This is a genomic window from Lacticaseibacillus daqingensis (assembly GCF_003946115.1).
GTDB classification, from domain to species: domain Bacteria; phylum Bacillota; class Bacilli; order Lactobacillales; family Lactobacillaceae; genus Lacticaseibacillus; species Lacticaseibacillus daqingensis.
The window spans coordinates 187,526-201,372 of sequence record NZ_RHOH01000002.1 but is presented as its reverse complement, the minus strand read 5'-3'; the positions used below and the strand labels follow the sequence as shown (position 1 = coordinate 201,372).

The 13,847-nt window shown below is 58.6% G+C and carries 13 protein-coding genes; 2 read left to right on the top strand and 11 right to left on the bottom strand.

What is annotated here, in order from left to right; translation table 11 throughout:
- Nucleotides 1-9 precede the first annotated feature (9 nt).
- Complete coding sequence (locus tag EKM88_RS03135; protein ID WP_125703021.1) at nucleotides 10-948, bottom strand: helix-turn-helix domain-containing protein; 939 nt, start codon at nucleotides 946-948, stop codon at nucleotides 10-12.
- Between the two features lie 67 nt (nucleotides 949-1,015).
- On the opposite strand from EKM88_RS03135, the gene EKM88_RS03130 reads away from it, so the two are divergent.
- Together EKM88_RS03130 and EKM88_RS03125 are read left to right on the top strand one after the other, a co-directional pair.
- Nucleotides 1,016-2,599, top strand: coding sequence for an ATP-binding cassette domain-containing protein (locus tag EKM88_RS03130; protein WP_125703019.1), 1,584 nt, complete (start codon nucleotides 1,016-1,018; stop codon nucleotides 2,597-2,599).
- Nucleotides 2,600-2,981: 382 nt separating this feature from the next.
- Nucleotides 2,982-3,536: a hypothetical protein gene (locus tag EKM88_RS03125; protein ID WP_125703017.1), complete on the top strand. Its 555-nt coding sequence runs from the start codon at nucleotides 2,982-2,984 to the stop codon at nucleotides 3,534-3,536.
- Between the two features lie 137 nt (nucleotides 3,537-3,673).
- Here EKM88_RS03125 and EKM88_RS03120 read toward each other — a convergent pair whose 3' ends face one another.
- From EKM88_RS03120 to EKM88_RS03075, 10 genes are all read right to left on the bottom strand, one after another.
- Nucleotides 3,674-4,312 carry a response regulator gene (locus tag EKM88_RS03120; RefSeq protein WP_125703015.1) on the bottom strand — a complete coding sequence of 213 codons (639 nt, stop codon included), beginning with the start codon at nucleotides 4,310-4,312 and terminating at the stop codon, nucleotides 3,674-3,676.
- Nucleotides 4,305-5,369: a sensor histidine kinase gene (locus EKM88_RS03115; RefSeq protein ID WP_125703013.1), complete on the bottom strand. Its 1,065-nt coding sequence runs from the start codon at nucleotides 5,367-5,369 to the stop codon at nucleotides 4,305-4,307. Before EKM88_RS03115 ends, EKM88_RS03120 begins: the two co-directional genes overlap by 8 nt.
- Nucleotides 5,366-6,079 (bottom strand): cell wall-active antibiotics response protein LiaF, encoded by a 714-nt coding sequence (gene liaF, locus EKM88_RS03110; protein WP_125703011.1) that lies wholly within the window; start codon nucleotides 6,077-6,079, stop codon nucleotides 5,366-5,368. Before liaF ends, EKM88_RS03115 begins: the two co-directional genes overlap by 4 nt.
- 124 nt (nucleotides 6,080-6,203) lie before the next feature.
- Nucleotides 6,204-6,680, bottom strand: coding sequence for a transcription elongation factor GreA (greA, locus tag EKM88_RS03105; RefSeq protein ID WP_125703009.1), 477 nt, complete (start codon nucleotides 6,678-6,680; stop codon nucleotides 6,204-6,206).
- A 129-nt stretch (nucleotides 6,681-6,809) separates the two neighbouring features.
- Entirely contained in the window at nucleotides 6,810-7,448 is a 639-nt protein-coding gene (gene udk / locus EKM88_RS03100; RefSeq protein WP_125703007.1) for a uridine kinase, read from the bottom strand.
- A gap of 156 nt (nucleotides 7,449-7,604) precedes the next feature.
- A complete protein-coding gene (gene mltG, locus EKM88_RS03095) occupies nucleotides 7,605-8,744 on the bottom strand; it encodes an endolytic transglycosylase MltG (RefSeq protein ID WP_125703005.1) in 1,140 nt (379 codons plus the stop codon).
- Nucleotides 8,745-9,015: 271 nt separating this feature from the next.
- Nucleotides 9,016-11,430 (bottom strand): phenylalanine--tRNA ligase subunit beta, encoded by a 2,415-nt coding sequence (gene pheT / locus EKM88_RS03090; RefSeq protein WP_125703003.1) that lies wholly within the window; start codon nucleotides 11,428-11,430, stop codon nucleotides 9,016-9,018.
- 3 nt (nucleotides 11,431-11,433) lie between these two features.
- The gene (pheS, locus tag EKM88_RS03085) at nucleotides 11,434-12,480 is read right to left on the bottom strand and encodes a phenylalanine--tRNA ligase subunit alpha (protein ID WP_125703001.1); all 1,047 of its coding nucleotides are present in this window, start codon (nucleotides 12,478-12,480) and stop codon (nucleotides 11,434-11,436) included.
- 356 nt (nucleotides 12,481-12,836) lie between these two features.
- A complete protein-coding gene (locus EKM88_RS03080; protein ID WP_164511983.1) occupies nucleotides 12,837-13,199 on the bottom strand; it encodes a winged helix-turn-helix transcriptional regulator in 363 nt (120 codons plus the stop codon).
- 133 nt (nucleotides 13,200-13,332) lie between these two features.
- Complete coding sequence (locus tag EKM88_RS03075) at nucleotides 13,333-13,827, bottom strand: HD domain-containing protein (protein WP_125702999.1); 495 nt, start codon at nucleotides 13,825-13,827, stop codon at nucleotides 13,333-13,335.
- Nucleotides 13,828-13,847: the final 20 nt, after the last annotated feature.

Here is a 13,847-nt window from a genome sequence, read left to right as displayed (position 1 = left end):
CTGTGCCGCTCAACGAGGTTCGCTCGGCGCAATCGCGGCAAATGCCTGAAGGGGTTTCCCCCAAGCTGCCAGCGCCGCGGCGAGCCCCGGAAAATTGGCCTCGGTGTAGTACGTTTGGGGGTGGCGCAGCGCCTGCCGCGCCACTCCCGTTTGAAGCCGTGCCAGCGCCCCAAGCTCGTCTTCTCGCCACTGCGGATGGCGACCAAGCGCGGTCAGAATATGCCTGCGGTTATCCAGCAGCGCATCGGCCAAGTGGCCCTCGCCTAGCTGCCAAAGCCCCACAATAATTGGCTGAGTGCGCGCCACCGCAGCGCCATCCGCATCGTCGAGCACGGTCAAATAAAATCGGGCCAACACATCGACCAAGTTATTCCCACGGTTTTCCCGTTGGGCGGTCACATAGGCTGCACGCGCCGACCGAACCCGCCCACGTACCGCATCATCAAAGCCACGCGTGAGCCACATGCTGGTGGCCGCCTCGGCAAACGGTGGGGTGTCCCGGTAGACTTGCAGGTCACGCCACAGCCGGTCACGAATGAGGTCACGTGCCGGTGGCTCAAAACGCAAGCTGATGAGCATCATCTTCAGAACGTCGCGAATCGACAGCACACTCGCCGATAGCGCGTAGGCTTTCAGCGTCGCCAGCTCAGCCGGTGTCAGCTCCCAGTCGATCCACCGGTTGAGCTTGGCGATGATCGCTTGTGCGGCGATGGCCTGCGGCAGGCGGGCCTGCGTCGTGGCGCCATGCGCGCGCTGCGCGGCAAACTCGGCGGGGCTCAACCCCAAGCGATGCAACAGCGTTTCAAGGTGATCCGCGCGCGGCACACTTTCCCCATTTTCCAGGCGGATCGCCTGACGCGGGGACAGCACGTCAGCATACAGTTCGGCTTGGCTGAGCCCCCTCCCCAGCCGCAGGCGACGCAACGTGGGCCCATAATCATCTGCCATTTTTGGCACCTCCTGTCTTTATCGTCAGTCTAGCAGACTAAGCTGGACGACAAAAGGAGGAACGCTCATGTTACAGCTTATTCGTCACCTGTACCGACCGCACCGCGGCCTGGTAGTCGCCTTGTTGCTGGCAGCGCTGGGCCTGAGCTTCGACGGGATCGTGCAGCCCTATGTCATCGGTCACTTCACCGACGCGATGACTACCCGTCACCTTGCCACCGGCCTGCGCCTGCTCGGACTATGGGCGATCGCGCTAGTGTTTCTCACCGCGTTCCAGTTCGGGTTTCAACTACTGCTGGGCCAAAATCGCCGCGCACTCAACCTGGATCTGCGCCAGCATATTGCCAAGATCGCACTCGCACCTGCCAACGCCACCCGCTCGGTCAGTCAGTTCACGGCCATGGCCCTCAACGAGGTCAAACAGATCGAGGCCGCGTTCGTTGACGCCTTGGCCTGGCTACTGTTTTGCCTGATGCAGGCGATCGTCACATTCACCTTCATCATGGTCACGAACTGGCGCCTGGGGCTCTTGTTCGTCGGGTTTGGCCTCTTGCCCACCATCATCTCACGCTTCACCAGTAAGTGGCTTCAAGCTGGCACCAGCGCTTGGCAAGCCGCTAACCAGCGCTACACCGAGCAGCTTGAGGAAACGCTGAGTGCCCGGCCGCTCATTCGCACGTATCAACTAGCACCCACGATGCTTCACCGCCTTTCGGTCAGCCTGCACCACAGCGAAACGCGCTACTTCCGCATGAATCTGCGGCAAAACGTGGCCAGCATGCTGGTGAGCCTCATGTACGACGCGGCCTTTCTGCTACCATTAGCACTCGGCGCCGTGCTGGTTGCACGCGGTCAGCTCACCATCGGCGCGCTTTTGACCCTGAACTCAGCAGCCGATCGCGTCACCACGCCGCTTGTCAACATGGCCCAGTACTACAACCGCCTCGTCTCTGCCAAACCGCTGGTCACACGGGTCCTCGCGACCCCAGCCGCCAAACCGCCGCGCGCGTTGGCCATCACCGCGCCACCGATTGTGCTCGCGTTACAGGCCCTTGAAGTCGGCTACACCACGCCGCTGACGCAACCCCTCACGCTCACCGTCACCGCCCAGGAACGTCTCCTGATCCAGGGCCCCTCCGGCACGGGCAAGTCGACCCTGCTCGCGACGCTGGCCGGTACGCTGGTCCCGCTGGGCGGCGAGCTGATGCATGCCGCCAACTGGGCCCAAAGCGTGGCATTGGTGGCGCAGACACCGTTTCTTTTTCATGACACGCTACGCTTCAACCTAGGCTTGGGCCGATCCTATGCTGACCCCGAGCTGCAAGCAGTCCTCCACCAAGTCGGCTTGGGCACGCTAACCCCACACCTCGATGCCACGCTTGGGCGCACCGAACGACCGCTTTCCGGCGGTGAGTTGAAACGCCTCGAGGTCGCGCGCGCATTGCTGGCCAAGCGATCGGTGCTCCTGGTGGACGAAGGGCTGAGCGGGCTTGACGACGCCACTGCGGCGCAGCTCAGTGCGCTTTTCCGCGCTTATCCAGGCACCGTCATCGAAGTCGAGCACCATGTGCCCGCGGCGACACGCGCGCAGTTTGACCAGGTGCTGGTGCTGACACCACGTGACGCGGGCTCGTCACAAAAGTTGCCTTAACAAAAATTCCATGTGTGGCCCATCATCGTTTTACCAGTTGATTAGCCTAATACTTCAGAATGCCAAGCGATTATTCAGTGTATTACCGGATGCGTAAATGATTATTTATTTTGAAATATTTACAAACTATATGTATTTTAGATCGTTATTCAGAAAAAATCGTTCTTTAACGCAATGTTATTCCACATTTTATGCAATTAACGGGTGAATCTAATTTACATTTGATAAATTGGGCGACATAAGTATTTTAGGCCTTGACTAATGATCTTGGTGCCTACTTTACTTGCTACATTTGTTGGGCGTCCGTTCACCAGTCCGGTACGCGCTTGTCACTGCGATGTCCACGCCGACACCGCCACCAGTCACTTGGAGGGGAACAACTATGCCAGAAATCGATCGTAACGGCCAGACCCACGCCGAAGTCAAGAAGTCGCGCAACGCTGCTTGGATCGAAAAAGAATTTGCCGCTAGCGTCTTCCTGTTTTTTATCAAGGGAAAGATTTCCGTTGATTACCGCGGGGTTCATGTGACCGAGCAGAATACCGTTCTCGGTTTGATTCCAGCCGGTCAGCGGAAGCAGACCATCCCACTCAACAATATCTCAGCAGCCACCATTAATACGGCTTACGTGGCCAAGCGCTTTATCTGGGGCTTCTTGATCGCCCTCTTTGGCCTGATGACGATTAGCAATTCACCTTTTGTTGGTCTGCTGTTTGCCGCTCTTGGTGTGATCACCTTCCTAAACGGAATCATGACCACCCTATCAATCGAAAAAAGCGGCAACACTTACGTTTTGAACGTACCATTCTTCAATAAGACTGACATCATGCAAGTTCAAGACGTCATTGAACAAGCGCTGAACACCGCGCAGGACAAGACCGACCAGAGCCTGTACCACAAGCGTCTGGCGGAAGACGAAATGAGCGAAATTGACTAACACACATCAAAAAAGCGTCACACCCCGGCTACAGCCGATGGTGTGACGCTTTTTCTGAATTCCTGGCGGGGATCATTCACCGACCCACGGTGGTTTTGTCACTCAACCACCCCCATACGGGTCGCCACGTCTGGTCGTTAGTCGGCGTCTTTCTTGACCAGTCCATGCGTAAAGGCGTAAATGGCCGCCTGCGTGCGGTCCTCGACTTCAAGCTTGGCCAGAATGTTCGACACGTGCGTCTTCACGGTTTTAAGCGTGATAAACAGCTCGGTCGCGATTTCCTGGTTGCTCTTGCCCTTAGCGATCAGCATCAGCACCTCGCGCTCGCGGTTGGTCAAGTCGTTGTACAGCGCTGGCTTTTGGGTCAGTCGGTTCATCATCTTGGTGGTGATCTGTGGCTCCAGCACCGACTCACCCTTGGCGGTTTGGCGAATTGCATCCGCGATTTCCTCAGCGGTCGCAGTTTTGAGAATGTAACTCGCTGCCCCTGCTTCAATGGCAGGATAAACCTTTTCGTCATCGATGAAGCTGGTCAGGATGATGATGCGCGCCTCAGACCAGGCGGCCAAGATCTTCTGGGTAGCCGTGATACCGTCCATATTGGGCATCACTAGGTCCATCAAGATGACATCGGGGCGCAGGGCCAAGGCCATGTCTAAGCCCTGCTGGCCGTCTTCGGCTTCGCCAATGACTTCAAGGTCGGGTTGCACGCCAAGATAGGTGGAAATGCCCAGGCGAACCATTTCGTGGTCATCTACGATCAATACTTTAATCATTTGCAACTTCCTTTGATAACGGGACGCGAATTTCGACGCTAGTCCCTTTTTTCGGGAACGAGATCACCTTGGCGCTACCGCCGATGCTGGCGGCCCGCTCGGTGATGTTCGACAACCCGTAACTCCCAGTGGTGTTTTCCGTTTTGGGGTCAAAACCGACCCCATCGTCAACGACGCGCAGGATCACGTTGGTGTCGACCCGGCGCAAGTACACCTCAAGCGATTGCGCCTTGGCGTGACGCAGCGTATTGCTCAAAAGCTCCTGTACGATGCGAAACAGGTTATCCTCCACCGCAGCGGGCAGATGCACATCGGCCAGCTCCCAGGTGATGGTGATTTTGATCTTGGTTTGCAACTCCTTGAGCAGTGCGATGATGCCTTCGCGCAACGACTTGCCTTCAAGGGTGGTTGGCCGCAGGTGCAACAGCAGCGCGCGCATCTCGGCTTGCGCCTCGTTGATCACGCTTTCGATGGTCGTGATCTGCTTGAGCTCTGGGGCGTCCGGCGTGTTCGCGTTCACCACACTGCGCAACGCTGAGAGCATCATCATTGCGGCAAACAATTGCTGGGACACCGAGTCGTGCAGCTCACGCGCCAAGCGGTGACGCTCCTGGGTCAGGATCTCCTCCTTGGACTCCCCAGCGACCAAAACCGGGGTGCTCGAGTAGCGCTCGATTTCGTGCTGCAGGCGGATCATTTTTTGGCGCAAAGCCTCCAACTGCTTGCCGACGTCTTGCCCCAGCGCATCGTTGGCTTGCGCGGTGCGCGCCAAGACCGGGGCCTCGTACTGCCCGGCAACGAGCTGGGTCAACCGGCGCGACAGCTGATTGTGCTGGGCGCGCATCATCGCATAGGTGGTGATGGTCACCAGCAGGGCCACCAGCACCGCCCCGGAAATCAGGTACGCCAACAGCGGACCGGCAAATACTGAGGCCATCAGCAGCGGCCAGAAATCTTGTTTGGTCGCAGTTGTCACCAAAAAGACGAGGCCCACTTCGAGCGCCGCGGTGATGCCAAGCGCGACCAAAAACTGCCAGATCAATCTGCGTTGCTTCATACGGACAGCACCTCCAGATCCCCCACGATGACGTTCGTGATGATGTGGACCCGCCGCGTTGCGGTGTCGTAATCGGGGCTAAAGTGCTTGACCGCTTCATTGTGCAGGGCCAACTCCACGCCGTCAAGGGTCAGTTCGCCAAACACGGCGCTGTGATCGACGAGCACGCCGACCCCAACCGGCACCAGAACGCGGGTTTTGCCAAACCCCTTGCGGATGACAACGGTGCTGTCGCCTTGGGGCAGCAGTGTGTTCCCCAGGTCAATGATGGTGTCGCCGGCCGCAACGGTCATGTTGATGTCGTCCCACTCGTAGACCGAGGTCCCGATGGCCTCATCGCCGATCCAAGTGTGGCGCCGCCGAGTCCCAGCCTTGGCGCTGGGCTCCTTGGTGCGTACGGCCACGTACTGCTTTTTGGCCCAGGGCACGATTCGATCGTGCTGACGCCCAGAAAACAGGCTCAGCAGGCCAAGCAAGGCAACGAACAGCATCACCCATACGATCGGGTTGATGAACACCGCCACCACCAGCAGCACCGTCCCGATCGTCAGCCAAAATGTGTGCCAAAAGCGGCCCTTCACGCCCAACAACAGCGCCCCCGCCCCGAATAAGACCTCGATGAGTGAGGTCGGGTTGGAAACGGTTTGATAGCCGAGCAGGAGCAACAGCACCAGCTCGATCAGCCAAAATATTTGCCAGCGTCGTTTCATTGCGGCCTCCTTCAGTGACTATTGCCATTATACGACAACACACAAGCCCATGCCTTAAGGCTTGCGACTGATTTTCCCCACCAAAAAAGGCGCGGGCGACTTCGCCACGCGCCATTCGTCTCAGTTACCCTTCGACTTTGGTGATCTTGATGGTCATGTCGCCGCCCGGCGTCTGCACGTTGACAGTATCGCCGACCTTGTGGCCGATCAGACCTTCTGCAATTGGGCTTTCGTTGGAAATCTTGCCGTTGAACGCGTCTGCCTCAGCGGCACCCACGATTTCGTATGTTTCCTCTTCCGTATCGCCGACTTCCACGAAGCTGACCTTCTTGCCCAAGCTGACCTCATCGGCCGCCGCGGCGTTGGCGTCAATAATCTGCGCATACCGCAACATGTTTTCGACGGTCACGATGCGCGTCTCAAGCGTGGACTGCTCGTCTTTGGCCGCTTCGTATTCCGAGTTTTCGGACAGGTCGCCAAAGCCACGCGCGATCTTAATGCGCTCGATGACCTCTGGGCGCTTGACGGTCCGCAGGGTTTCGAGCTCTTCTTCCAACTTGGCCTTACCGGCTTCCGTCATCGGGTACTGCTTATCTGCCATAGTTATTCTCCTCTTTGCCGCGTCAAGTCACGAAGGGGCGAGCAATCTGCCCGCCCGTCCGCGGCCTGCGCCGCGATTGGTATGTTCTCAATGAAATATGTTAGAAACAAACGGTGCGCTTGTCAACCTTTAGTCTTCCAGCCCACGCGTGGTCAGGATATCCTTGATCTTCGTCACGAGCAAGTCGATCGCCACGGTGTTGCGGCCACCTTCAGGCACGATGATATCAGCGTAGCGCTTCGTGGGCTCGATAAACTGGTGATAGGACGGCTTGACCGTCTTCAGGTACTGGCCGATGATATCATCCAGCGCCCGGCCTCGCTCCTTCATGTCCCGCCGAATGCGGCGAATGATGCGAATGTCGTCATCAGTGTCCACGTACACTTTGATATCCATCAGGTTGCGTAGCTCCTCATCGGCGAGGATCAAGATTCCCTCCACGATGATGACATCTTTAGGGGCAACATGCACCACCTGCTTGGCACGATTGTGGTCCGCGTAGTCGTAAACGGGCTTATCCACGGCTTCCCGGTTGATCAGCTGCCGCAGCTGCTGATGCAACAACGGCGTGTCAAACGCCAGCGGGTGATCGTAGTTGATCTTGCGGCGTTCCTCGAACGGCAAGTCGCTGTGCTTGTAGTAGGAATCCTGCTCAAGTAACAGCAGCGAGTGGCCCGAGAAGTGGTCAAAAATCGCGCGCGAAACGCTGGTTTTACCGCTTGCGGAGCCGCCCGTGACCCCGATGACGATTGGTTTTTGAACGGTCATGCGAAAGATTGCCTCCAGTGCGTGTTTTCTCATCGAAAAAGGGGGCGCGAGCGCGAGCCCCTTTTTCATGTCTCATGGTCAGTCGCGCGCCCAAAGTTCGCCGGCGGCCAACTGGTTCTACTGCGGCCGGCCTTGAACCCGGTTTGCCCCCCGTCGCTAGTTACCGTTATCTGCGGCGAAGCGCTGCGTGTTGATGTTGTGCTGCGCCAAGGTCCGGGCGTACAAAATCTCGCCCGTCTTCAGGTTTGCCACAAAGTACAGGTAGTCGGCATCGCGGTCCTTAGGTGACAACACCGCGCGAATCGACTCTTCGGACGGCTGGTCGAACGGTCCCGGACCATAGCCAGCGTTGACGTACAGGTTATACGGCGAGTCAACACTGGTGTCCTGGTTCGTCAGGTGCGTCTTGTGCGTGTTCAAGGCGTACATCACGGAGATGTCGGACTGAAGTGGCATCTTGATGTCAATTCGGTTCAAGAAGACGCCGGCAATCTTTTGGCGGTTCGTTTCATCGACCCCTTCACGCTCGACCAGGCTGGCCAAGGTGAGCACCTGCTGGACAGTCATGCCCCGCTTGGTGATCGTCGCGTAGTACGGACTCATCACGCTATCGGTTTTGGCCACCATGGTGGTGATAAGTGAGGCCGCGGTAGTTTTGGCTGCGACATCATACGTGGCCGGGAACAGGTAACCCTCCAAGCGATAGCGTACATCGGAAGCTTCCTGCGCGCTGGTCAACAGCTTCGGGTACTGCTTGACGAGGCTGTTGAAGAAGTTGTCGTCCTTCAGCACCGCCATCACCTTCGCCTTGCTCAGGTTGGCGTTCTTGGGCGCCAACTTGCTGATGCTGGTCGCGACCTCCTCGGCCGTCACCCCTTCACGCACGAGCACCGAGCCGATGGAACGATCAGACGCCGCGCCGCCGCGCAGGGCGAGCAAAATGTCATCAAACGTGTCCGCCTTCGTGAAGGTGTACGCTCCAGCCTGAAAGCTGGGCACGTTGTGAAACTTCACGTAGAACTTGAAAATCAGCGCACTTTGAATCACCCCGCGCTTTTCAAGCAACGTCCCGATGTCGCCGGTACTGGCGCCACTGGGAATCGTCACGGCGATTTTGGTTTTTGATTCGGCATCGAGCGGCTGCAGCGCGCGCCGCACATACAGCCCGACCATCAAAGCAATCGCCACCACCACCGTGATCGCGATACCGATGATCCACTTGACCAGTCTGCGGGAGACTTGCCCCGTCAGTTGATCGCGTTGCCGCTGCGGATTTTCGTTGGGAGATTTCGCCACGCCTTTGTCCTCCTAAAAAAGTTGCTCGCCCCATTATACAAAACCAATCTGTAAAAAGCGACTCCTGCCGGGCTTTACCCGCGGTGTAGCCGCGCCGACCCGCCACCGCTGAGGCGGGCGGGTCAGGGGCACAAGCCAAGGCCCACAGGCGGTGTCCAGCCCTGCGCCGGCTAGGTGATCCGGCTGGCCCCGCCGTACCGCCGCGTTGCCCGTCAACAGTCAAACAGGCCGAGAAGACTCGGCCTGTTTGCGAGTTAAGAATTCGTCAAGATTATCGGATCTGGGCGTTTAGGTCACGTTCCAGCGCTGCCACGACCTTAGCAAAAGCCGAGTTGACCTCGTCTTCCGTCAAAGTCTGATCATCACGCCGGTAGGTCAGGGTGTAGGCCAGGCTCTTCTGGTCGGCCGCGATCTTGTCCCCGGCGTAAACGTCAAACAGGTGGCTGGACTGCAGGTACTTGCCGCCAACGGTCGCGATCACTGCCTGAATCTGAGCGTTGGTAACGGTCGTGGCGACTTGCACCGCGATGTCGCGCGTCACGCTCGGGAACTTCGGCGCCAACGCCGCTTGCATCTCGCTGCGCGGTGCCGCCATCAAAGCATCCAGGTTCAGCTCGAAGACAAAGGTTTGCGGCAGGTTGTTGGCGTGCTCGAACGCCGGGTGCAGCCGGCCAACCAGCCCGATGACTTCATCCCCCAGCAGTAGCTTAGCGCTTTGACCGGGATGCAAGTCGGGATCGTCCGTCAGCGCTTCGTAACGCACAGGCGCCTCAAGCCGGTAATCCGCCAACAAGGCCGAAACGACTCCCTTGGCCGCGTAAAAATCAACGGGTTGGGCGCTTTGATGCCAGTTTTGTGCGATCACGTTGCCGGTCAGCGCACCACCGATGTACTCATGCTCCTCCGGCCGCGTGTGACCGGCCGAACGCGGAAAGACGCGGCCCTGTTCATACAGCGCCAGGTCGGTTTGCTTCCGCGCCACGTTGTAGGCGACGGCATCCAGTAAACCGGACACCAAGTTGCGCCGCAGCGTCTTGTGGTCCTCGGTCATTGGAAAGGCCACGCCGGTCGCTTCAGCCGGGGCCAGCGTGAAGCGCGCCGCCTTGGCGTCACTGGTCAGGCCGTAGCTGATGATCTGGGTCAGGCCAAGGCCTTCCAGCAGCTTGCGCGTCCGGCGCAGGCGCGCCTGCTTCGGCGTGAACTCACCGATGGTCATCGTGGTCGTCGGCAGCGTGCTCGGCAAGTTGTCGTAGCCGTAAATGCGCGCAACCTCTTCGATCAGATCGGCCTCGATGCTGATGTCCCAGCGCCGTGTCGGCACGGAAACGGCCAGTAGCCCGTCTGCAGCCGTCACACCAAAGCCAAGGCGCTTGAAAATGGTGGTCACAGTGTCAACGCTTAGGTCGGTGCCCAGCACGTGGTTGATCCGCGACAGGGAAATGTCCACGTTGGTCGGGGCCGCATCAATGGCGCTGGCCGAAACGGTGCCGGTGGCCACGGTCCCTTCGCCAAGCGCGGCAATCAGGCGGGCCGCTTCATCCAGCGCCGCGTTGATGGCGCCCACATCGATGCCCTTTTCAAACCGAGCCGAGGCCTGAGAGCGCAGGTTGTAGCGCAGGGCCGTCTTGCGCACACTGACCGGGGCAAACTTGGCGGCCTCCAGCACAACAGTGGTGGTGCTGGCGGTGATTTCGGAGTCGAGCCCGCCCATCACCCCAGCCAACGCGATCGGCTTTTGACCATCGGTGATCACAATGTCTTCGGGGTCAAGCGTGTGGTCGTTACCATCGAGCGTGGTCAGCGCCTCACCAGCCGTGGCGCGCCTCACCAGGATCTGCTGGCTCGGCAGCTTCTGATAGTCAAACGCGTGCAGCGGCTGGCCATAGCCGAGCATGATCAGGTTGGTCACGTCCACGATGTTGTTGATCGGGCGAATGCCAGCGTTCCACAGGCGCCGCTGCAGCCACAGCGGGCTGTCCTTCACCGTGACATCCGCCACCACCCGCAGCTGATAGGCCGGGGCATCGGCTGTGTCGGTGACCGTGGCGCTCAGGTAGTCGCTCACCGGCTTACCGGTTTCTTGCACCGGCTGGTCGTTGAAGTGCGGCACCGTATTGTAGGTGGCCCCGACTTCCCAAGCGACGCCGCGCATGCCCAGGGCGTCCGCGCGGTTCGGCGTGATCTCAAAATCGAGGATCGCATCATGCATCCCCAGTGCTTCAAGCGCGTCGCTCCCAGGAGTCAGGGGTTCGTCAAAGACGTAGATGCCATCATCGAAGGCTTTGGGCGCGACGGAATCGCTGAACCCGAGCTCCTGCAAGGCACAGATCATGCCGAGGCTTTCGACCCCGCGCATCTTGCCCTTCTTGATCTTCTCGTTGCCGCCAATGCGCGCCCCTGGCAGTGCGACCACCACGGTTTGGCCGACGGCGATGTTCGGGGCGCCACAGACGATTTGCCGTAGCGTCTCTTCGCCGACATCCACCTGCGCAATGTGCAGGTGGTCAGAGTCCGGGTGCTCGGTCAGTTCAACGACCTTGCCGACCACGACTTTTTTCATTTTCTGGTCGTCCGGGTAGCGCACGCTGTCAACTTCGATCCCCGTCCGCGACACCTTGTCCATCAGTTCTTCTGGGGTGGCTGGCACGTCCACCAATTCTTTGAGCCATGCATACGAAACGTCCATGAGTTAACCCTCCTGTTGGAACTGGGACAAGAAGCGGACATCGCCCTGATAGAAGCTGCGGATGTCGTCGATCCCGTACTTGAGCATCGCAAAGCGGTCCGGGCCAAGGCCAAAGGCAAAGCCCCCGTAGACATCGGCATCCACGCCGGCCGCGTTCAGGACGTTCGGGTGCACCATGCCGGCACCGAGCACTTCGATCCAGCCGGAGTACTTGCAGATAGCGCAGCCCTTACCGTTGCATCGGAAGCACGACACGTCGACTTCGACGGACGGCTCCGTGAACGGGAAAAAGCTTGGCCGGAGCCGAATTTGCCGGTCCGCGCCAAAGACGTGCTGCGCCAGGGCCAACAGCGTCCCCTTCAGGTCGGCCATGGTGATGTGCTTGTCGATGACGAGCCCTTCGATCTGGTGGAACTGGTGACTGTGGGTCGCATCATCGGTGTCGCGCCGGTACACGCGCCCGGGGCTGATCATCTTCAGCGGGCCCTGGCTGAAGTCATGGATCTCCATCGTGCGCGCCTGCACCGGGCTGGTTTGAGAGCGCATCAAGAGCTGCGAATCGATGTAGAAGGTGTCTTGCATATCGCGCGCCGGGTGGTCCTTGGGAATGTTCAGCATCTCGAAGTTGTAGTGGTCTTCCTCCACTTCCGGCCCGTCAACCACTTGGTAGCCCTGACCGATGAAGTATTCCTCAACGTCGTCCATGATCTGGGCCAAAATGTGCGGGGTCCCCTGCACGACCTGATCGCCAGGCAGCGTCACGTCAATGGTTTCCTGCGCGAGCTTCTGCTGAATTTCGGCCTGCTCCAAGGCCGCCTTGCGTGCCGCAATAGCGTCCTGTAGATCCGCCTTGATCTTGTTGGCAAAGGCGCCCACCTTGGGACGCTCCTCGTTGCTCAGGTCCTTCATGCCGCGCAAAACCTCGGTGATCGGGCCTTTTTTGCCCAACAGGTTCACGCGGATCTGGTTCAGCTCATCCAGGTCGCCGGTTTGGCTGATCTGCTGGTGGTTCTCTTCGAACAATTGCTCCAACTTGGTCTTCAGATCCATGCTGTTTCTCCTTTTCTTGTCATGGTCACGTCTCCGGGCACACAAAAACGCTTCGCCCTAAAAAGGGACGAAGCGTCGCATCGCGGTACCACCCTTGTTCACCCACTGCGGGTGCACTCAACATCATAACGGCAGGGCCGGAGCTTCCTTTCAGAAGTCTACTCGGGAAGTGAAAACATGCGCTTGACCTTGAGGCACCTTCCAGTCCATGGATGCCACTCCCTCACAAGGTCGCCCGCCTGAGCTTCCGTCATCGTATTTACGTCATCAATCTATCGCATTCAGTCTAGCACAGGCCCCCGGACCGCGCAAGGTGCGGCGGGTAATGCCGCCGCCAGCCCTGAAGTCCGCGGCGACTATTCCCCGCACTCCACATCGGTGAGCCAGCTGTCGCCCCACGTGTGCGCAGCGGCCATGACGGGCTGCAACGCCGCGCCTTTCGCGGTCAGTGCATACTCGATCAGAGAAGAGCCTTCGTGCGTCAGGCGATCGACCAGGCCTTCGCTTTCAAGTTCTTTGAGCCGCTCAACCAAGACGCGGTCGGAGCACTTCGCCACGATCCCCGCAATGTCCTTGAACCGGGATGGGCCATGGTTCAACAGCACCTCAAGAATCATCCCGTTCCACTTCTTCCCCAAAATCGAGAAAGTTTTCGTGAACTTGGGACAAAGCGTCATTTTCGTACAGTCTTCCGTCGCGGTCGCAATACTTTCAGCCATCTTCTTTTCACCTCATGTTAACGTCACTTACATTTAGATAGCATAAGTATAACGCAACCCTCAGAATTTACAAGCATCGAACGCAAAAACGGAGTGAAAGGTTCCCCTTTCACCCCGCCTGATCGGCTTCTAATCAGTTCACACTATATTTGAACGGGTGACGCACCTTGTGTAGCCAAGGGACGACCACCTCATCGACCGCCGCGTAATCATCGACTAACGACACCACCAGGCTCTCGCGGTAGCGCGGCACACCGAGGGTGGCCCCCCACATGTGCTTGATGATGATGTCTTTTTCCATCGGTGTCAGATCAGTCAACTTCTCCGCGTTGCGCAAGGCAATGCGGGGGTGGACATAGGCATGCGTGCCAAGGTCAAACTTCGTCGTCCGCCAGTCGTAGTAGAACAGATCGTGAAGCAGGCCCGCTCGAGCTAGCGCGCGGACATTCAGATGCCAGCGCTTACCGAGTAAGTAACTGCGGTAAGAGACGCTGATGCAGTGGTCCAACCGATTCGAGTAGTGGTGCTGCGTGTAGTCCGCCAGCCGCTGAACCGCCGGCTGATCTAACAGATCCTGGACAAGCGCCAGATACTCGGTGTCGTTGGTCCAATCAAGCTTGTCGCTCATTGAATATCCCCTTTTTACCA